Consider the following 21,370-nt stretch of genomic DNA (forward strand, 5'->3'; position numbering starts at 1 on the left):
GGTAATTTTAAAAAATGAAAAGTAAAAGCTTCACTTGTTTCGAAACTGGTTGGTCTGTTTTCATAGACGTTAATATGTGGCTAAAATGGATCGGAATTTTATCTGGTATTGCTACAATAGCTGGCGTAGTCATTGCTTTATATGCTGCGAGTGTTGCATATAACCAATTAATATCAAGTAGGAAGGAATCTAAGAGTGCTACAGCGTACCAAATTTATCACCAATATTTGTCAATGTGTATCGCATATCCAAACTTCTCAAACGGAATGGTGAAGCCACTTTCAGTTACAGAAGAATATGCTAAATATTGTTGGTTCGTCTCATCAATGCTTTTTTCATTTGAGCAAATATTATCCATTGATATAAATGACGAAAAGTGGAATTCGACTATAAAATCACAGCTTTCAAGACATATTGATCATCTTAAAATATCAAGCACTGTTAGGGAGCGTCACTGGGATGAATCTTTAATTGATTTGATAAATGATTTAGTTTCCACATCTATTCCCTGAATCAAAACCAATGTTTATAATAATAAACATTGGTGAGTTTTATTTATGACCGCTAATTAGGTCCATTTTTATGCTATGTGTTTTTAGCCAAATTCCTAAATCCTCTCTCCCATCTCACAAATCCTTAACTCAAACTAGACGCTAACCCTAACTAGCGTTGATACTCATTTCACCCAATTTCAAACATTAAAAACCTGAAACAAAATAATTCAGTCAGTTAAACAAACCTGAAGCGTACATCCGTACGCAATTTGTCTTTTCTCTGTTGAGGAAAACATTGTGTTTAAATTAAATCCGGTGTTACTAAGCCTTGTGGCTGCGCAAGGCATGATGTTCCCTGTGCTGCCGACAACGGCTGCGATATTAAAGCCCTATACGCCTGAAATTAATGACAATAAAGTGGGTGCATACTGTTTATGTAATGGCAGCACGCAAACGCTCAGTGGATTGCCGCAGTTTACGCCCGGTGAAAATGGCACGGGCAGCGTGACGATTGGTGAGTTGCGCACTATTGGTCGAATTATCAATGACAATGTCATTGGCGAAGCGCGACTGCAAATCGGTCAGCAGAGCTATTTAATTGGTATTCCTAATTATGAGGAAAATACTTACACCACATATTCAGTGTTTAAAACGTCTGAAATTGTCGATCTTCCCGCGGTAGGTCTGGATACCGTAGTGCCAGATTATTTTGATGTAAACGACAAACAATATATTAATGCACGCGTCGCTGCCGTCAGCAATGGCACGCTTAATATCGATATTGGCGAGCATAACGCAGCGGCCAATTCCTCAACGAATAGCTGGTCGATGGCGGCGAAGCAAAGCCAGTTATTTACCGCCAGCAACAAAGGCAACCTCAACTGGAATTCCAATAATCGCATCACCTTCACCGCAGGCACCACGCCATACGGCGGCGATCGCCTGGCTTATGACGTGGGCAACGTGGTGCAATATGCGGGTGTTTTCACCGTCAACACGCTGGACGGCGGCACCAGCACCTTCAACGTCACCAATCTCAATGATCTTCGCAATTACAACGATTGGCTGATCGATCAACTGTCCAACGCCAATCTCAGCACCGACAGCTACAACGCAGAATTTAACAAAGCCTACGCGCTGCGGGACGGACGCGTGGTCTATCGCATGAGCAGCAACAACTTCGACGATGAGGTGGCGCTACCGATTTTCGATCAGGTGGTGCTCAGCGCCGATGGTCCTAAGGCGACGGTCAAAATCAATCGCGGCAAAACGCTGGAGGTGGTGAACAGCAATAGCGTGGTGATGCGCGCCATAAATGGCGCGAAAGCGATTATCAATGGCAAGCTCTCCAGCACCGGTTCTGGCCTGGAGTTGCTCAACGGCGCGCGCGGAATAAACAATGGCGTGATTAATGCCGGTTTTCTTAATAACGCCAACGGCAAAGGCGTCGATAGCAGCACGGTTGGTGCGGCCGGTAGCGCGGTGACCGCCAATTACAGTAGCCACTTTATCAATCGAGGCGTCATCAATCTGCAACCCGGCGCGGGCTTCAGTACCGGCATCAGTTCCTACAACAGCAAGGTGGTGAACCACGGCAATATCAATGTCGGCGTCAGCAACATTTCCGGCGCTGGCAGCGCGGCGGGCGTGCTGCCGAGCAGCGATGGAAACGGTAGTTTCGTAAATGCCAAAGACGGCACCCTCTATATCGGCCGTGCACCGCAGAATCGTAAAAATGATCGCAGCGAAGAGGTCGCCGTTAATTTGAGTGGCGGTGTCAGCGGCATTTATCAGCTGCTGGATTCAAAAGTGATTAACGATGGCCGCATCGTGATTGGTTCCAAAGTACAAAATGCGGTGGGAATGCGGGTAGAACTTGCACCGAACGCCGTCACCCGTAACAACGGTGTGATCGATGTAAACGGCAAAGCGCAATATCAGCCTCTGGAAAACGTTGGCATGTTGGCGATTAATGCCGGCAGCGGCGGTAAGGTGGGCAATGCTGGCACCATCAATCTTAATGGCGATAACGGCACCGGCCTCAAAGTCATCGCGCGTGATGGTGACAGCGCCAGCGCTTACTCCAGCGGCACCATTAACGTGCGTGGTGATGCCGATCGTTTTAGCGGCACCAACAATACCGCGGTTTGGGTGATAGGTGAGCCGGGCAGCAGCGCTACGGCTAATCTCAGCGGGAAAATTAATTTGCGCGGCACGGCAGGCATCGGCATCCGCGCTGAAGGCAATGCCACAGTCAACGTCACTCCCAGCGCCGTGCCCTCATCCGTAGGCAATGGAGACTTTCTCGCTCAGCGACAAATCAGTTTTTACACCATCGGGCCCAACGCCAAAATCAACTTGCCGGCTAACGGGCACTACGCCACATCTAGTAACGGCGGCACGCTTTTTCGCCTTGAGCAGGGCGCGGATTTTGATGGCCGCGGCATGACGCTCTCCATGAATGCGCCCTTTGCCCTTGGCGTATTTGCCGCCGGCGACGGCAGCGAGGTCGCCACTCACGGGGCGACCTTCAATCTGAACAGTGATTACGCTTCCGGGCTGTGGATTACCGACGGTGCACGTGCCACCGTTGATGCGGCAACCAAGGTCAACCTTATCGGTCAAGATGCCCGCTGGGCTCAAGTGGACGGTAATCGCTATTTGTTGCAGGGCTCTGTGGTTAATCCCGACACGCAGTTTAATGAAAATACCTTGTTAACCAACCATGCAGCGCTAAGCGGTAATGATAAATTTCAGCGTGGTTTGATTGCGCGTAATCATGCGCAGGTGATCAATACCGCCAATATCAGCTTAATGGGGCTGGCACCGCAGGCAATCTATGCGACCAACGGCGGCAAGGTGACCAATAGCGGCGAAATCAGCGTCGCCAATAATGGTGTGGCGCTGTATGCCGATGGTTATGAGTTTGTCGGCGACAAGGTGACAACCACTGACATCAACAATACCGGTACGCTGAATATTTACTCGGGCGCCTACGGCTTTGTTGCCTATGACCGGCTATCCCGCATCAATCAAAACAGCATTATGAATCTGTTTGGCGATTACACGGTCGGTGGACTGGTGAGCGCGGGGGGACAGGTTAACCTTGGCCCGCAGAGTAGCGTGGTGTTTCATCATCCACAGCAGGTGGGCTATCAGATTCAGGATCATGGTTCGCGGCTGATCAGCAATGGTGGCAACGTTAACGTCAGTACTGAAGGTTCGACGCTGTATGAAGTCGCCACTGAGGGGTGGCTCAACCCGCAGGCCGCCGGCACCGTTACGCTCAGCGGCAAAAACACCACCGGTATTGTGGTGTCAGAGTCGGGATCCTACGTGTCTGGGACCGATAATTATCTTGTTACCGGCAAGAATGCCACGGTGATGCGCGCAACCTATAACGCTTCCGGCGTATTAACCAACACCATCACGCTTAACGGACGCAACAATACCGCGGCACAGGCGAGTACCAATGAAACGGAGATCTACGCCGCCGGTTTAATCAACGGCAATGGCCGCCATGCCACCGCTTTTGATGTCAGCGACGGCGCGCGCATTTTCAACCAGTATCAGGGCGCAGTCGATCTGCGCGGCCCCAACAGCACCGGCGCGCGCGTGCATGACGGCGGTAATTTCATTAACCGTGGCAGCATCCATATTGCTTCGGGCACGGGCGTAGACGTCAGCAGCGGCTACGGGCAATACGTGCCAATGGATAGCTCCCTGCGCGTTGACGACGGCATCGCCGCGTTGCGTGTTGGCGACGGTGGCTGGCTAAAAATCTATGGCGACGGGCAGGGCGCGAGCACGATACAAGCGATGCGCAAAGCCGACGGTTTGCTGCTCGATAGCGGTGCGCAGGGCGTTGAAGCCAACGACATCATTATCGGCGCTTTAGGCAGCGGAAGTGTCCTCAATAACCGGGCTGAAACCGCCAACATCTCGCTGGATAACGTGATGCTTGAAGTATCAGGCGGCAACGGCGTGCGTTCGGCCACCTCATTTGATCCTAATGGTCGCGTGCTGATTAACGTCAGCGGTACCGGCACCGGCTATCGCTTCGAAAATGAAGATGGCTCGACCACCAGTAACGATCTGGTGATCGGCAAGGACTATTCGATTCTGGTTTCCACGCAGGGCACCGGCGTTCGCGCCAATACCAGCGGCAGAGTCATTTCGCAGGGGTCGATTAGCATTCGCGATGCTAACGGCGGCTCGGCGATTAAGACCAGCACCGCCAGCCAGGTGATCAATCAGGGATCGATTAGCTCACTCAGCCGCGTCTCTCCGCTGATCGATTTGCGCGGCGGAAACACGGTATTTGTCAATGAAGGCACCATCAACGCACCGTTCCCGGATCAGGTCGTGGTGGCCGGTGGCGCAGGCAATGATGTGATCGCGCTCCTTGATGGTTCGGTAATCGGCGACGTGAATACCGGCAGCGGCAGCGATGAGCTGATCGTTACCGGCGGCACGCTGAACGGCAGCCTGACCATGGGCAGCGGTGCGGCGAATCAGGCGACGGTGCAAAAAGTCAGCCTGGCGGATACGCGCCACATCACTACTGAAAACGGAGCGGGCAGCACGCTTAACCTCAGCAAGCTGTCGGCGCGCGGCGGTTCCTTTGCCAGCGATGATGCCAGCAAAGGCACCAACCTCGGCGCGGGCTGGAGCACGCTCAACTTCTTCGATACCCAATGGACGCTGACCGACAATATCAAACTGGCACACAGCACCATCAATATTGATGCCGGCAGTACGCTGTTCGCCGGTGATAACGTCAATCCGCTACTGCAGGGCGCAACCGACGATTCGCTGGTGGTAAACAACGCCGGTACGCTGGATCTCACCAACGGCGGCAACGCAGCGGCGAATACCTTAACCATTGATGGCGATTTGGCATCAACCGGCGGCAACCTGAAACTCAATTCGACGGCAACGCAAAGTGATTTGTTACGCGTCAATGGCAATGCCACGGGCACCACTTTGATTGAGGATAAACTGGCTGGCGGCCCGGTGCTGGATAGCAACCGCGATGGCGTGATTGCTGGCAACGAAGGCGTCTCGCTGGCGCAGGTAACCGGTAACGCCAGCGCCACCAGCTTTGTGCTGAAGAATGGCTATGTCGCATCCGGGCCGTGGCAATACGGCTTAGCCACCTTCGCGCCGGGCAGTTCGGCTGCGGGGGCGTGGGATTATCGTCTCGTTAATACCTTCGTCTGTGAAGACGGCTCGCTGTGCCAGCCGCAAGCGGGCAGCGGCCAGCGTGCGGCGCGCCTGGCCGTTACACCGCAGGTGCCATCGTATATCTCGGCGCCGGTTGGTCTGGCTTACTACTCGCTGGCGGTGACTGACGACTTGCATAAGCGCCTCGGTGAACTGCGTCAGCAGCAAGGCGGGCCTGAAGGCGTGGGCGGCGAGATGTTTATTCGTTATCTCGGCTCTAATCTGAAGTACCAAAGTAATCGCGGTTCAGCCGATTACGGTTACGACTTCGACCTGGACTACAGCGCGGTGCAACTGGGCGGCAATCTGCTGCAGGTTGATGGTGCTGAAGAGAGCCTGCGCGGTGGGGTGGCGTATACGCGGGGTAATACGCGCATTCGTCCACAGGCGGCGGACGGTTACAGCTCCACCAGTTTCGATAGCGACACCATTTCGCTCTACGGCACCTGGCTGCGCGACAGCGGATTCTACCTCGATGGCTCGCTGAGTTGGGGCTGGTATCGCGGCGAGACGGATATTGCGCGGCAGAAAGAGGTGGCATCACCGAAAGGCAACGGCTGGACGGCCTCGGTGGAGTCGGGCTATCCGTTCACCTTCGCCAACGGCGTGCGCCTCGAACCGCAGGCGCAAATTACCTGGCTGCAGATGAAGATGGATAGCTTCACCGATCGTGATAACACCCGCGTGTCGTATAACGATTACGATCAAACCATTGGCCGTCTCGGCGCGCGCCTCGATCGCACCTGGCAAGACGGCAGCCAGAACGCCTATACGCCATATGTTCGCGCCAATTACTACAAAGGCTGGGGCGGCACTGCGAAAACCAAAATTGGTGCGGCGGATGCAGAGGGCAGTCAAACGTTTGACAGCGGTAAATTCGGCCAGATGTGGGATGTCGGCCTGGGCGGCAGCGCAACGCTAAACAAGGATATATCGTTGTATGCCGAAGCAGATTATCGCAAAGAGATCGACGGCAACGGCGCCAAAGGCTGGCGCTATAACGCGGGAGTGCGCTGGTCGTTTTAAGATTAACTTCCTTTAATAGTTGTTTTCATCTCGCCCATGTTGAACGCCTCAACGTGGGCGAGATGCCAACCTGAAAATCCTATCCAGCAGCCACCATTGATGATTTCATTTTGAAATAAATATTTATCGCTAACCTTATGCCGATTATGAATTTCGCCGTCTTATAATGTTCTTGTATGGTAGGTTAAAGGCTTTTAAGCTTTTGCATTATAACAATTAATTGTTGCTTTTCGCATTCATCACCTGGGGTTTAACCATGCTAAACATAAAATCTCTGTTAATGGGATCGCTATTAACGTCAGCCTTATTAGCAAGTTCTGCGCACGCTCAGGAGGAGAGCGGTGTAGGAGCCAAAATTAATTTTCAGGTCGCATCCGATAAAAAACTGCAGGCTTTATTACCTAAAGAGATAATTAAAAAAGGTTATGTCATTGCCGGCACTAATCCAAATACACCTCCCACCACCTTTTTCCTCGAAGATAATAAAACCTTATCCGGACGCGACGTTGATATCATGAATGCGATTGGTCAGCGTCTGGGTTTGAAAGTCATCTGGAAAGAGACTGGCGGCTTCGACAATATTATTCCCGGCTTAAAAACCGGACGTTTTGATGCGGTGCTTTCTAATATCAGGCCAAGTCAAAAACGCTTTGCGCAAATCGACTTCATTAGCTATTTCGATAGCTCGCGTCAGGCGGTGATTTCACGGAAAGATCGTAATGTGGCACCGTTCAAAGCCTTAACCGCGCTATGCGGTGAAACCGTCGGGGCGGGAGTGGGCACCGCGCAGATTGAATTTCTCAATGAGGCGAGTAAAACCTGCCTGAGCGAAAATAAACCGGCGATCAACGTGGCGGTATTCCCCAGCCGTCCTGATGGTGTGGTCGCGGTATTAAGCGGCAGAATCTCGTTCTATTACGGCCCGTGGGAAGGTTTAGCGTATCAAGCTGCGCAGCTGAAGAATCTGGCGATAACCGGTGAAATAAGCGTGCAGGAACCGCCGATGTCGATCGGTTTACCCAAAGGTTCACCTATTGAGCTGGCTGTTCAGGCGGCACTGAACTCCTTAATCCAGGATGGCACCTACCAAAAGATCCTCGATAGCTGGTTCATCGGCTACGGCGCAGTGAAAGAAGCCAAACTGAATCAAGATATCTTCGCCTCACAATCATAGGAAAAGCGATGAGCGGTTTCCGCATAATAACCAGAACGCGAAAAGCCAGTGCGCAGCAAATAGCGGCCTACCAGGATTTACCGGTGGCAAATATTAGCGATGCCATGCACCGCCTGACGGCAGGCGGTGCCAATCTGCGTCCTTATCACGCCGGTGGATATATGGCGGGTGCTGCGCTCACGGTGAAGTGTCGACCAGGCGATAATTTGCTGGTGCACTATGCATTGAATATTGCAGAGCCGGGCGATGTGATTGTGGTGGATGCTGGCGGCGAGGTGACCAACGCCATTGTCGGCGAACTCATGCTGACGTATGCGGCGAAGAAACGCATTGCAGGCGTGGTGATTAACGGCGCGGTGCGTGACAGCCAAAGTATTCGAAAAAATGCCTTGCCGGTGTATGCGGCGGGCGTTACTCATCGCGGACCTTATAAAGACGGTCCTGGTGAAGTGAATGTGCCCATTTCACTCAACGGTATGGTGATTGAGGCGGGCGATTTAATTGTGGGTGACGACGACGGCGTGCTCTGTGTGCCGTATCAACAAATCGATGAGATACATGCGCTTGCCAGCGAGCGCCGCAGTGGCGAAATCGCCAAACTGCAGGCTATTGCGGAAGGGCGCAATAAACGCGATTGGGTCGAGAAAAAATTGCGCGAGTTGGGCTGCATTTTTCCTGCTTAGTGACGCCATTTATGGCGATCAGGTGCGCAGCAGGTGCGCACCTGCCCAATCAGCTGTGCACCTGCTGCGTGCGGCGATCTCTCACCGTTACAAACACAAACGCCAACACAAACAGCGCGGCATAAATCACCACGATGGTTGGACCCGGTGCGCTATCGAGGAAGAACGACGCATAGACGCCGCTGAAACCCGTCACCATGGCAATGCCCATCGCCAGCAGCATCACATGCAGAAAACGGCGCGCCAACAGCAAGGCAATGGCGCCTGGCGCAATCAGCATGGAAATCGACAAAATTACCCCTACCGATTTCAACGCGGCGACGATGGTTAATGAAATCAGACACAGCAAGCCGTAATGCATCAGTTTGCCGTTGATGCCGCAGGCGCGCGCCTGATTGGGATCGAACGCATGCAGCAGTAAATCTCGCCATTTCATGCCAATCAGCACGCTGACAATCACAGCGATCACCGCGGTCTGAATGATATCCGCCAGGCTGATGCCCAACATATCGCCGAACAAAATGTGGTCGAGATGCACTTCAGGTTGCAGCTTCAGGTACAGCACCAAACCTGCGCCAAACATGCCCGAGAAGACAATCCCCATTACCGTATCGGGTTTGATGCGGCTATTTTCGCTGATATAGCCGGTGGCGACGGCGCACACCATTCCGGCGATAAAGGCGCCGATAGCGTAGGGCAAACCAATCAGCCAGGCGATCACTACGCCGGGAAACACCGCGTGGCTCATCGCATCACCCAGCAACGACCAGCCTTTAAGCACCAGAAATGCCGACAGCATCGCGCACGGCAGCGACAGCACCAACGTGGTGATCAGCGCCATGTTCATAAACTCGAACTGGAAGGGGCTCAGCAATAATTCACTCATTGACGCCATCCTCCATGGTTAGACGTGCGCGACGACGCGCAGCCAGCACGCCATGTTTCGGGGCAAACACAAACGCCACTAAAAACACCAGCGTCTGCGCCACCACAATCACGCCGCCGGTGGCACCGTCAAGAAAGTAGCTGCTCCAGGCGCCGAGAAAACTGGTGACGCTGCCGATGGTGACGGCAATCAGCAACAGGCGCGGAAAACGGTCCGTCAGCAAATAGGCGGTAGCGCCCGGTGTCACCACCAGACAAATCACCATAAAGGCGCCAACCGTTTGCAGCGCAGCAACGGTGGAAGCGGACAGCAGGGTAAAGAACAGGATTTTTAGCCGCAGCGTATTTAAACCCAGCGAGCGCGCGTGGCTTTCGTCGAAGAACGTCACCATCAGGTCTTTCCACTTCAGCAGCAGAATGGCGAGGGTGATAAAACCAATGGCGCCGAGCTGCCAGATATCGGCAGGCGCGACCGATAAAATATTGCCCAGCACGATGGTTTGAATATTCACCGAAGTGGGATTGAGCGACACCATAAATAGCCCGATGCCGAAAAATGACGAGAAGATCAGGCCAATAATCGCATCTTCTTTTAAGCGCGTGCGCTGATTAAGAAAAAGCATGCTGCCCGCCGCCAGGCCGCCGGAGAGGAATGCGCCAAGGGCAAAGGGCAGTCCAAGCATATAGGCGCCTGCTACGCCGGGCACAATCGAGTGTGACAGCGCATCGCCAATCAATGACCAGCCTTTTAGCATCAGGAAACAAGAGAGGAAAGCGCAAATCGCCCCGACCAGCGCGGCGATCCACATCGCATTCAGCATGTATTGATAGCCGAACGGCTCAATAATCCACGACATGGTTAGCTCCCCGCTGCGGATTTTTGTCTTTCATCAGCTGCATTAACACCGCGTTACGCTCGAGCAGCGCGCCATCAAAGGTTTGTGCCAGGTTATCCGCGGTGAACGTCTCATGCAGCAAGCCACTCGCCAGCACGGTATTTTTCACCAGCACGCAGCGGTCGCAGAAATCCGGAATGGCGTTGAGATCGTGCGTAGAGACCAGCATGGTGCGGCCTTCGTCACGCAGCTCTTTCAGCAGGGCGATGATCGCGGCTTCGGTTTTGACATCCACGCCGGTAAAGGGCTCATCCAGCAGGATAATCTGGCCACTTTGCGCCAGCGCGCGCGCCAGGAAAACGCGCTTTTTCTGCCCGCCGGACAACTCGCCAATCTGTCGATGGCGATAAGCGCTCATCCCGACACGTTCCAGCGCCTGATCAACGCTCTGTTTATCGGCCGCGCGCGGAATGCGCAGCATGCCCATATAGCCGTAGCGACCCATCATCACCACATCTTCCACCAGCACCGGAAAGCTCCAGTCGACCTCCTCAGATTGCGGCACATAGGAAACGATATTGTGTTTCAACGCCTTATTGGCCTGCATTCCGGCCAGCGTCACCGCCCCGGAAGAGAGCGGGACAAATCCCATGATCGCCTTGAACAGCGTAGATTTTCCGGAACCGTTGACGCCAATTAACGCGGTGATGCTGCCGGCGGGCACGCTAAATGAGGCTTTACGTAGCGCGGTGTGGCCGTTGCGGTAGGTGACGCCGACGTTTTCCACGCTCAATCCTGCGGCGGCATTGACTTCGATTCTGCTCATTTCTGGCTTCCTTCGGTAATGCCTTGCACCACGGTTGCGGTGGTGACGCGCAGCAGATCAAGATAGGTCGGTACCGGGCCATCGCTATTGCTCAGCGAATCCACATACAACACGCCGCCGTAATGAATACCGGCTTCGCGCGCCACCTGCTGCGCCGGTTTAGCCGAAATAGTGCTTTCACTGAAAATCACCGGAATTTGATGGGTGCGCACCGCATCGATCACTTTACGCACCTGCTGCGGCGTACCTTGCTGATCGGCGTTGATCGGCCATAGATAAAGCTCTTTTAAGCCGAAATCACGCGCTAGATACGAGAAGGCGCCTTCGCTAGTGACCAGCCAGCGTTTATCTGCTGGAAGTTTATCGATAGCTTCGCGCATCGGGGCAATGGTTTTCTGGATCTGCGCTTTATAGCGATCGGCGTTGGCCTGATAAATCGCGGCATTGTCAGGATCATATTGCTGCAGCGCTTTGCGAATGTTATCGACATAAATCAGTGCGTTATCTGGCGACATCCATGCGTGCGGATTAGGCTTGCCGTTATACGGTCCTTCGGAAATGCCCATCGGTTCAATGCCTTGCGTCACGGTAACCTGCGGCACATCGTTCAGACGCTGGTAAAAGCGGCTAAACCACAGCTCAAGATTAAAGCCGTTCACCAGAATCAGATTAGCGCCCTGCGCGCGACGAATATCACCCGGCGTGGGTTGATATTCATGGATTTCGGCGCCGGTTTTAGTAATTGAGGTCACCTCGGCGGCATCACCCGCCACGTTTTTCGCCATATCCGCAATCACCGTAAAAGTGGTCACCACTTTGAGTTTTTCTGCCGCTGATGCCGCAAAGGGCAACAGCGAGCTAAGTGACAGCAGCATGACGACGGCAGGCACAAGGCGTTGAGCAAACATGATCATCTCCAGAGGAATATAGCCAATGCTATAAAAGATAGCTGATGCTATCTATATGAGTCATTTTTGTGCAAAATGCCAGTGTGAAGACAAAAATTTACGAAACAGGCGGGTCAAAGTAAGGCGGGATTCTGTAGGGTGCGCATTGATGCGCACCAGGCGACATTAGATATTTAAAAGCTGCGCACCAATTAGCTGGCGTCGAAAATCACATACAGTTTGCGCATGGTGTTTTCAATTACCCAGGTGCCTTCGGTATTGGCTTCAAAGAACAACGAATCGCCGGGCTGGAAATAGAGCGTCTCCTCGCCATCCGGCGTAAATGAGCCGTTGCCGTTGAGAAAGTGCATGATTTCAGCCTGTTTTACCGCGCGACGATAGGAACCTACGCCGCATTCGAAGATGCCGGTGTCGATATCTTCTTTTCCGGGAATCACTTTTTGTATGCCGGATAATGCAATGCTGCCGCTACCCGGCAAACCTGCCACGCTGCCCCACGGCTCCATAACTTCAATGGCTGCCGGTTGGGTGATTTTTTGTACCTTCATATTTATTTCCCCTGAATTAAATGCAGTAGCGTCAGCTATTGCAGGTGCGCATGAATGCGCACCCTACGAAAATCGTGCAGCAGGTTCGTAGGGTCGCCATTTATGGCGACCAGCAATCTCTTGACGTAAAAGATGAATTTCAGATTAAAGCGTTCGCGAAATACAGGATGTAATGAATTGCCGCGCAAATAACCGATTCATGCGCTTATCAGCGCGGCTTTAGCAGAAACTTTCGCGGCGGATTAAACCGCCTGCTGGCAGCAGGCGCAGGTCGTCGACACCACGTTGCCCAGCACGCGGCGCAGGAAATCTTGCGTGCGTGGCTCTTGAGGTTTGAGCAAAATCTGATCGGCGGGACCTTGCTCGACAATTTGCCCGCTGTGCAGGAAGCAGACGCGATCGGCGACTTCGCGCGCGAATTGCATCTCATGTGTTACCACAATCATTGTCATGCCTTCACGCGCCAGGTTGCGCATAACCTGCAGCACTTCACCCACCAGTTCCGGATCGAGCGCCGAGGTCGGTTCATCAAACAGAATGGCTTTGGGCTGCAGCGCCAGAGTGCGCGCAATCGCCACGCGCTGCTGCTGTCCGCCCGAAAGCTGGGTTGGCCATGCATTAATCTTCTCGCCTAACCCAACCATCGCCAGCAAATCTTTAGCCCTTTTTTCCGCCACCTGACGCGGTTCGCCGTTGACGTGAATCGGGCCTTCCATCACGTTTTCTAACACGCTGCGATGGGGGAACAGGTTGAAACGTTGGAACACCATGCCAATCTGGCGACGTAGATCATTGATGCTTTTATGTTTGTTGTTGACGCGCTGACCCAGCACGTCGATGTCGCCGCCTTCATAAGTTTCGAGGCCGTTAATGCAGCGCAAAATGGTCGATTTTCCTGAGCCGGAAGGGCCGATCAAACACACCACCTCGCCCTCGCTGACGCTAAAACTCACGCCTTTCAGCACCTCGACATGACCGAATTTTTTGTGCACATCACGAATTTCAATCATCTCAGGCTCCTTTAATCTGACGTTTTTCCAGCTGCTTAGTCAGTGCCAGCAGCGGCAGGCACAGCACCAGATAGAGCAGCGCCACCAGCGTGTACACCGTGGTGTTATCGAACGTGGAGGCGGCAATCAGCTGGCCCTGACGCGTCATTTCGGTGACGGCGATGGTGGATGCCAGCGCAGAATCTTTCAGCATCATCACCAGCGTATTGCTGTAAGGCGGCAGCGCGACATGAAATGCCTGCGGCAACACCACGCGGTACATCGCTTTCGGAAAACTCATGCCCATGGATCGTGCGGCTTCCAGCTGGCCGCGATCGACCGACTCAATACCGGCCCGGAAAATCTCCGCGATATAGGTTGAAAAGCAAAAGGCAATGCCAATTACGCTGGCCTGGAATGACGACAGCGTGATGCCGATATCCGGAAAGACAAAATAGATATAAAACAGCACCACAATCATTGGCAGGCCGCGCGTAATATTAATGACGGTCGCGATGGGCCAGGAGACTATTTTCCACGGACACATCTTCGCTGCGGCGAAAATCAGTCCCAGCGGTGTACTGATTATCAGAGACAAAAGGGTGATGTAAATCGTCATTTCTGCCCCTTGCAACAGGAAGGGCAGATAAACGTGAATACTACTCCAATCCATGATAATCCCCTGCAGGTTAATTTCATTATAATGAATATCCCCGATAGCAAATCACTGTCAATCAATACCCGCCGGGGAGAGATAGCTTTTACTTATTATCGCCATATGAACAAGCTATAGGTGTAATAATGCATGTTATCAAAGGGTTTATCTGTGAATTGTGAATTCACGCATTTTGCTTAAATAAAACATTGACACCCACCTGACTAATTTCATTATAGTGAAAATGACGTTCGCCCTTTTCATTTGATTCAGGAGTGAGTTATGTCTGCTAATCGTTCCCGGTTATTATTCGCCTGTCTGGCGGCTGCATTTAGCCTCAATGCCCAGGCTGCGGCGCTCACCGCGGGCTCGCCGCCGTCTAGCGCGCCGACCACTTTCCTCGATACTAAAAGCGGTAAAATTGAAGGCTTCATGCCCGACGTAGCGGCAGAAGTGGCTAAGCGCCAGCACCTTGAAATTAATTACACGGCGATTCCTTTTTCCACCCTGATTCAGTCGGTGATTGCCGGCAAAATCGACATGATTGTGGCGGGTATGACGCCCACGGAAGAGCGCGCCAAACGTATTACTTTCTCGCAGCCCGTGACCGCATTTGGTGCCGGTTTGGTGGTGCGCGATGACAACAAGAAGACCTATAACTCGTGGCAGGATGTGAAGGGTGACATCGTCGGCACCATGGCAGGCACCGATTATACCCAAAGCCTGATGGCCAGCGGCATCGCCAAAGAGGTGAAGGTTTATGACAGCCCGGCTGATATGACGCGTGATTTATCGCTGGGACGCATCGCGGCGGGGATGAATGATTATCCGATTCTTAAAGCGCAGGAAAAAGCCGGTGGGTTAAAAGGCATGCATGTGATTGACGGTTATAAACCCGAACATGTTTCGCCGATGGCGTTTGGCGTGAAAAAAGGCAACGATAAATTAATGGCCGAAATTAATAGCGCCTTAACCGCGATGAAAGATGACGGCACCTTGCAGACCATTAAAACCAAATGGGGCATGCCTTAACATTGCTGCGGCATATATTGCTGTCTCGCACCCTTAATTTCAGCGAAAAACACAGTATCAGGGAAATAAACGCGGCGACTGCGCTGTGCGAAATTCGATAAAGTTATCCGCTGGAAGGGTTAAAGCCGATGAAAAAAGTGAATATCAGTGACGAAGCGACGGGCGCGCAGGAAGCGGATATTGGATCGCGCCTGAAACGGATTCGCAAGGCGCGCAATATGACCATCACTGATTTGGCGCAGCTGGCGAATGTATCCGCTGGCGCCATTAGCCAAATAGAGCGCAACCTGACCAATCCCACCGTGCGCGTGCTGGAGCAGCTGCGGCTGGTGCTGAAGGTACCGCTCTCTGCCTTTCTCGAAGAGCACGCATCGACGCTGCGCGGTGCGGAACACTATGTGCGGCGCGCCGTTGAGCGACCGCATTTCAACGTCGGGAAACGGGGCATCTCAAAGGAGATGCTGTCAGCGGCGGGCGAACACGATTTGCAGTTTATGTTTATCAATATTCCACCGGGCGTGCGTTCCGACGAAATGTTGATGGGCAAGGGCGAGAAGGCGGGTTTAGTGATGGAGGGTGAGTTGACGCTGGAGATTGATGGCGACAGCGCCCGATTACGCGCTGGCGATAGCTTCCAGTTTCAGAGCCATTTTCCGCATAACATTTTCAACCATAGCGCGAGTGAAGCCAGAGTGTTGTGGATCATGCACATCCCCTCTGAACATCATTTGTGATTTCGTCACCCTAGTGGCGTGCAGGACTTAAGACGATGCGCATAAAAGTTAATGCAGTTGCAGACAGTGAACGCTTTCCCGAATCCGTTGATGTGATTGTGATTGGCGGCGGCATTATTGGCACCTCGGTGAGCTATGAGCTGGCCAAACAGGGCGTTTCAGTGGCGCTGTTTGAAAAAGGGGTGATTGGCGGGGAGCAGTCCGGGCGCAACTGGGGCTGGGTTCGTCAGCAGAACCGCGACCTGTACGAGTTGCCGATGGCGATCCGCAGTTTACAGCGCTGGGATGAGTTAAGCCGCGAAATCGGCCTCGATCTGGGCTTCTCACGTCAGGGCATCACTTACGGTACACAGAGCGAAAGCGATCTGGCGCGCTGGGAAGCGTGGGGAAAACAGGCGCAGCAAATCGGCTTTGTTAGCCATTTGCTGTCAGCGAAAGAAGCGCGCGATCGCATCGGCAACAGTTCGCCTTGGGTCGGCGGCGTGTGGTCGCCGAGCGATGGCCGCGCTGAGCCGTCACTTGCCGCACCGGCCATCGCCACCGGCGCGAAAAATCTGGGTGCTTTTGTGCATCAACGCTGCGCGGTGCGCGGCTTAGATGTCTCCGGCGGACGCGTGACGGGCGTCTGGACCGAGCGCGGCCTGGTAAAAGCGAACCGCGTAATTTGCTGCGGCGGCGCGTGGAGTTCGCGCTTCCTGAAGCAATACGGCATTGAATTGCCGAGCGCCAATATTCTCGGCACCGCGTTCAAAACCACCGCCGCCCCGGAAGTGATCAAAGGTTGTCTGAGCACCGGTGGCTTGTGCATTCGCCGTCGTCAGGATGGCAGCTACACCGTGGCGCTTTCCGGGCGCGGGCAGATTGATCTTGCGCCGCAAAATATCCGCTATGCCACCAGGTTCTACCCGATGTATCGCAGCAAAATCGCTAAGAAGCTCAAGGTGCGGATTAACGGCTCTTTCTTTAACGGTCCGGAAGCGGCGGGTACGTGGTCGAACCAAGGCGTGTCGCCATTCGAGAAGATCCGCACCCTCGATCCGGCAGCGGATAACGGCATCGTGCAGGAAGCGATGCAGGCGCTGGTGCAGCTTTATCCTCAGCTGAACGGCATTAAAGTCGATCACGCATGGGGCGGCTGGATAGATACCACGCCGGATCTGGTGCCGGTGATTGATGAGATGAATAACCTGCCAGGTTTGTTTATCGCCTCGGGTTTCAGCGGGCACGGTTTTGGTATTGGCCCCGGCGCGGGTTTGCTGTGCGCGCAGCGGGTGAATAACAAACCGCTGTTCACCGATATGACGCCGTACAGTTTGGCGCGCTTTGCCAAAGGTCAGGCAATCCGTGAACCGCAAATGATGTAATGTTCCGCAGATACCGTAGCGGCGCGATAAATCGCGCCGCTACCGAAAATGTGCGGTATGAAGCCTCTTCGTCTCAAACATCCAACCGATGTATCACATTCACAAACTCATGTACGCCGCTGTTAATCTCGCGCAGGCTGCGTGACAGCACGCTGATTTTATCCTGCTCGGTCACCACAAACTGCTTCACCTCATTCAGCTGCTGCTCCATTTGCGCAATCAGGCTGGCGTTGTGTTCGACCACCTGAGTGATCTGCCTGGTGGCGCTGGAGGTTGATGCCGCCAGGCGCCGCACTTCGCCTGCCACCACGCTAAAGCCGCGACCGGCTTCACCGGCGCGCGCGGATTCAATCGCTGCATTGAGTGCCAGAATGTTGGTTTGTGAGGCGATCAGGTTGATGGTCTCGACCACCTCGCTGATGCTTTTCGCCGAGGCGTTGAGCTCGGCACCGATGGCGGTCGCCGCATTCACCTGTACCGCGACAAGCCCCGAGTTACGGATGGTTTCATCCAGCACTTCGTTGGCGTTATCGGTGATTTGCGAGGTCTCTTCCGAGGTGGTGAGCGCAATATCGGCCACCCGCTTGGCGGCTTCTACGCGCGCGGTGATGTCCGACGCAATCTTAATCACCTTATAGACTTTGCCATCCGCGTCATACACCGGGTTGTAGCTGGCTTCCAGCCAGATACGCTCGCCGCTGGCGGTTTTGCGCTCGAAGCGGCCAACGAAATGTTGTCCTTTGGCAATCTTGCGCCAGAAGTCGGGATTCTCGCGATAGAAGTTATCGAAGCAGAACAGACGATGGTGCTGCCCAACAATTGCAGCCAGCTCATAGCCCATGTGAGTCAGGAAGTTATTATTAGCGCTGAGGATCTGGCCATCCGGCGTGAATTCAATCACCGCCATGGAGAGGTCGAGCGCGGTAATCACCGCCTCTTTATGCTCCAGCTCCTGATGACGTTCGGTGATATCGGAAGCGACTTTAATCACCTTATAAACATGGCCTTTCTCATCGCTTACCGGGAAATAAGTGGCACTAAGATAGAAGCGCTGATGTTGCTTATTGAAGCGCTCAAAAATGCCGGTAACCGATTCGCCAGCCGCCAGAGTTTGCCAAAAGGTGAGGTAGCTGGAGGATTGGCTGTACTGCGGGCTGCAGAAGATGCGGTGATGCTTGCCCTGAATCTCATTGAGCTGATAGCCGGTGGTAGCAAGGAATAGGGGATTAGCAGTGATGATTTCGCCGTGGGGCGAAAATTCAATCCATGCAACATGCTGTTTGATCGCATTGATATCTTTAACCACATCGCCACTTTTATAAAACGGCAATGAAAGACTCGACTTTTTCACACCAAACATGGGAAGCCTCAGGCGATGATTATGCTGTTGAACATAAGGCGCGCAGCGTAATGGCGATCGCGCCGCAATGCGCAACCTCAGCTGCTTCGCAAGATTCCCCTTCGCCGGACACTTCTGTATGTGCCTCTCTGCGCTTCAGCGCCGCATGGGGTTATTAAGTAACCGACCTGATGTTTTAAACGAACCCTTTGACGGTTCATCTTTGGTTATCGGCGGGGTGATATAAAGGTTTAATTAAAATGCATGTCATCACCGCGCCCGCAATTTTGCAGCAGCAAACTGGTAATACCTCCGCTTCATGACTAGATGTTTAACGTCCTTGTTACCACTTTGCGCATCCCTGATGCGCCTTTGCTGGCCTGCGCTGCTGTGACTGCCCGCGCGCGGTTTACCCTTTTCGGAGTTGATGATGAAAAACCCTAAATCTGCACTTTCTGCTGTTGCGCTCGCCACGCTCAGCGCCTTGCTGGCGCCAGTTTCCGCGCTGGCGTGGGATAACCTGACGGTGTTTGGCGATAGCCTAAGTGATGGCGGCAACGTGGGTCGCTTCACGTTCGATGGCGTGCAACATCCGCTGTATGACGAAATTCTTGCGACGCATCTCGGACAAAATCTGCAAGCCTCGTCGCGCGGCGGCAGCAACTATGCGCAGGGTGGCGGGGTGGCGGTGCCAGAAATTGATCCCAACCTGAATACGCAGGATCAGCTGGCGAGCTATCTGCAATCCACCGGCGGTCGCGCTGACAGCAACGGGCTCTACATCCATTGGGTCGGTGCCAACGACATCGCCGCTGCCGTCACCAATCCGCTGACCGCGCGTGAAACCATCAGCACCAGCGCCACGGCCGCAGTGGCCCAGGTCAAAACCCTGTTAGATGCCGGTGCCGGCGCGGTGATTGTGCCGAACGTCCCGCAGCTGGGTTCGACGCCCTATATGGTGGAAGCGGTATTAAGCGTGCTGGGTTCGGCTGCCACACCGGCGCTGGTGGCGGCATTTCAGTCGCTGGATAGTGCAGTAACGCCCGATGCCGCCGCGCGCCAGCAGGCGGTGCAGCAGGCTTTTGACCAGGCGGCAGGGCAGATTTCGTCAATCCCACTGGTGCGCGATGCACTGGCACAGCAGCTGTATGCCGCATGGCAAGTGCTCACCGAGCAGGTTACCGCACTGTCTGATGGCTACAACCAACAACAAGAAGCGGGATTAGCGGCGCTGCGCGGCAACATCGTGCGCGTTGATATCGCCGGTTTGTTTAATGAAGTGATCGCCAGCCCCACGCAATATGGTTTGACTAACACCATCGGCATGGCTTGCCCGGTGGGAACGTCGGCGGCGGAATGCACTTCTGGCACACCCGGTTTTACCCGCGCGCAGGATTATCTGTTTGCCGATCACCTGCATCCCAGCCCGGCAGTCCATGCGATGATCGCCGATTACATTCAGTCGATTCTTGATGCGCCCGCGCAGGTGGCGGCGCTATCGCAGTCACCGCTGATGATGGCGCGCGATATGCAAAATACGTTGGACGGACATCTGCAGCAGCAGCGTCAACAGCCAGCGAATGCCGGTCAATTCAGCGTGTTTGGCGGTTATGCCGGGCAGCATGTCGATTATCGCGGTGAAAGCTGGAATAACGGTGATGCTAACACCGCCAACATCACGCTCGGTATCGGCTACCAGCTCACCGATAACTGGCAAACCGGCGTGCTGTTCTCCAACAGCAACCAGCGTCAGCAACCCTCCTCCAACTATGATTACAAGCTGCGCGGCAATCTGGTGGCGCTCTATAGCCAGCTGACGCTGTTCGATCAGGGCTGGATCAACGCCGATCTGCACTATGCCGATCTCGATTTTGACAGCATCGAACGTGACATTCACATCGGCCCGGCGAAGCGCACTGAGCAGAGCAACAGTAGCGGAAAATTGCTTGGGATGCGGGTACAAACCGGCTGGGCGCTGCCGTTGGGCGAGCATCTGAGTACCGGACCCATGGCCGGTTACGCCCTGGATTACGGCCGTGTTGGCGGCTATAGCGAAAACAGCAATAGCAGCACCGCGATGCGCTATGGCGATCAAACCACGCATTCGCAGATTGGCTCGGTTGGCTGGCGCATTGATAGCAAACAGTGGCTGGTCAATCCGTGGGCGCAGGTCAGTTACAATCACCAGTTTGGCGATACCGATGCCACGGTGCGGGCTGGGCTGAAATCAACGCGTACTTCTTTTGAGCGCAGCATTGAAGCCGGCGACAAAAACTGGCTGGACATGTCGCTTGGCGCCAACGTGCCGCTCGGGCAAACGGTGAATGCGTTTGCCGCCGTTTCAACCGTCGCCGGTAACAGTGATTACCATCAGGTCAGCTGGAATGTCGGCCTGAACGCCACGTTCTGAGCCGCGCGGCCAGTAACTCATAGTTACTGGCCGCTTCACTGTTGATGAAAATAAATCAATTCTCCGCTGAGGAAATCACGGGTATTACCCGGTGTTTACGGCTTATCCGCGCCAATCAAAGCCACAACCTGCCTGCGAAAATTCTGTTAATCATCATTTTGTCGCTGCGCTTTTTATCACAATTCATGGCGTTGCCTTAAGCAGAACGCCAGGCGGGTTCTCAATGCCGTTGTTTAGATTG

The 21,370-nt window shown here is 53.8% G+C and carries 16 protein-coding genes; 8 read left to right on the forward strand and 8 right to left on the reverse strand.

Translation table 11 applies throughout. The annotated features are described in order from the left end of the window. The first annotated feature begins 14 nt into the window (after positions 1 to 14). The 4 genes from AC790_RS24500 to AC790_RS23185 all read left to right on the forward strand — a co-directional run bounded on the left by AC790_RS24500 (position 15) and on the right by AC790_RS23185 (position 8,603). A complete protein-coding gene (locus AC790_RS24500; RefSeq protein WP_152929156.1) occupies positions 15 to 512 on the forward strand; it encodes a hypothetical protein in 498 nt (165 codons plus the stop codon). A gap of 279 nt (positions 513 to 791) precedes the next feature. Beyond that, positions 792 to 6,746: an autotransporter outer membrane beta-barrel domain-containing protein gene (locus AC790_RS23175; protein WP_049853375.1), complete on the forward strand. Its 5,955-nt coding sequence runs from the start codon at positions 792 to 794 to the stop codon at positions 6,744 to 6,746. A 256-nt stretch (positions 6,747 to 7,002) separates the two neighbouring features. Then, positions 7,003 to 7,920, forward strand: a complete 918-nt coding sequence (locus AC790_RS23180; protein ID WP_072093477.1) for an ABC transporter substrate-binding protein — start codon at positions 7,003 to 7,005, stop codon at positions 7,918 to 7,920. An 8-nt stretch (positions 7,921 to 7,928) separates the two neighbouring features. Beyond that, on the forward strand, positions 7,929 to 8,603 hold the full coding sequence (locus AC790_RS23185) for an RraA family protein (RefSeq protein ID WP_049853377.1): 675 nt from the start codon (positions 7,929 to 7,931) through the stop codon (positions 8,601 to 8,603). A 49-nt stretch (positions 8,604 to 8,652) separates the two neighbouring features. On the opposite strand, the gene AC790_RS23190 is transcribed toward AC790_RS23185, so the two are convergent. From AC790_RS23190 to AC790_RS23220, 7 genes are all read right to left on the reverse strand, one after another. Next, entirely contained in the window at positions 8,653 to 9,489 is an 837-nt protein-coding gene (locus tag AC790_RS23190) for a metal ABC transporter permease (protein ID WP_049853378.1), read from the reverse strand. After that, positions 9,482 to 10,345, reverse strand: a complete 864-nt coding sequence (sitC, locus tag AC790_RS23195) for an iron/manganese ABC transporter permease subunit SitC (protein WP_049853379.1) — start codon at positions 10,343 to 10,345, stop codon at positions 9,482 to 9,484. The genes AC790_RS23190 and sitC overlap by 8 nt, the downstream gene beginning before the upstream one ends. Next, positions 10,329 to 11,150 carry a manganese/iron ABC transporter ATP-binding protein gene (locus tag AC790_RS23200; RefSeq protein WP_049853380.1) on the reverse strand — a complete coding sequence of 274 codons (822 nt, stop codon included), beginning with the start codon at positions 11,148 to 11,150 and terminating at the stop codon, positions 10,329 to 10,331. The genes sitC and AC790_RS23200 overlap by 17 nt, the downstream gene beginning before the upstream one ends. Next, complete coding sequence (locus AC790_RS23205) at positions 11,147 to 12,025, reverse strand: metal ABC transporter substrate-binding protein (RefSeq protein WP_235440774.1); 879 nt, start codon at positions 12,023 to 12,025, stop codon at positions 11,147 to 11,149. Before AC790_RS23205 ends, AC790_RS23200 begins: the two co-directional genes overlap by 4 nt. Positions 12,026 to 12,249: 224 nt before the next feature. Then, a complete protein-coding gene (locus tag AC790_RS23210) occupies positions 12,250 to 12,606 on the reverse strand; it encodes a cupin domain-containing protein (RefSeq protein ID WP_049853382.1) in 357 nt (118 codons plus the stop codon). A 242-nt stretch (positions 12,607 to 12,848) separates the two neighbouring features. Then, positions 12,849 to 13,616 carry an amino acid ABC transporter ATP-binding protein gene (locus tag AC790_RS23215; protein WP_049853383.1) on the reverse strand — a complete coding sequence of 256 codons (768 nt, stop codon included), beginning with the start codon at positions 13,614 to 13,616 and terminating at the stop codon, positions 12,849 to 12,851. A gap of 1 nt (position 13,617) precedes the next feature. After that, positions 13,618 to 14,268, reverse strand: a complete 651-nt coding sequence (locus tag AC790_RS23220) for an amino acid ABC transporter permease (protein WP_007893029.1) — start codon at positions 14,266 to 14,268, stop codon at positions 13,618 to 13,620. A 264-nt stretch (positions 14,269 to 14,532) separates the two neighbouring features. Here AC790_RS23220 and AC790_RS23225 point away from each other — a divergent pair, with 264 nt between their 5' ends. From AC790_RS23225 to AC790_RS23235, 3 genes are all read left to right on the forward strand, one after another. Further along, complete coding sequence (locus tag AC790_RS23225) at positions 14,533 to 15,282, forward strand: ABC transporter substrate-binding protein (protein ID WP_007893024.1); 750 nt, start codon at positions 14,533 to 14,535, stop codon at positions 15,280 to 15,282. A gap of 128 nt (positions 15,283 to 15,410) precedes the next feature. Continuing rightward, the gene (locus tag AC790_RS23230) at positions 15,411 to 16,016 is read left to right on the forward strand and encodes a cupin domain-containing protein (protein WP_049853384.1); all 606 of its coding nucleotides are present in this window, start codon (positions 15,411 to 15,413) and stop codon (positions 16,014 to 16,016) included. Between the two features lie 35 nt (positions 16,017 to 16,051). Then, positions 16,052 to 17,380: an FAD-binding oxidoreductase gene (locus AC790_RS23235; RefSeq protein ID WP_049853385.1), complete on the forward strand. Its 1,329-nt coding sequence runs from the start codon at positions 16,052 to 16,054 to the stop codon at positions 17,378 to 17,380. 73 nt (positions 17,381 to 17,453) lie between these two features. Here the strand turns inward: AC790_RS23235 and AC790_RS23240 are convergent, their stop codons facing one another. Continuing rightward, positions 17,454 to 18,740: a PAS domain-containing methyl-accepting chemotaxis protein gene (locus tag AC790_RS23240; RefSeq protein WP_049853386.1), complete on the reverse strand. Its 1,287-nt coding sequence runs from the start codon at positions 18,738 to 18,740 to the stop codon at positions 17,454 to 17,456. A 409-nt stretch (positions 18,741 to 19,149) separates the two neighbouring features. Between AC790_RS23240 and AC790_RS23245 the strand changes: the two genes are divergently transcribed. Beyond that, on the forward strand, positions 19,150 to 21,129 hold the full coding sequence (locus tag AC790_RS23245) for an autotransporter domain-containing esterase (protein WP_049853387.1): 1,980 nt from the start codon (positions 19,150 to 19,152) through the stop codon (positions 21,127 to 21,129). The last annotated feature ends 241 nt before the right edge of the window (positions 21,130 to 21,370 follow it).

Origin of the sequence: Pantoea sp. RIT-PI-b, from assembly GCF_001187905.1 — a bacterium.
Classification (GTDB): Bacteria; Pseudomonadota; Gammaproteobacteria; order Enterobacterales; family Enterobacteriaceae; genus Pantoea; species Pantoea nemavictus.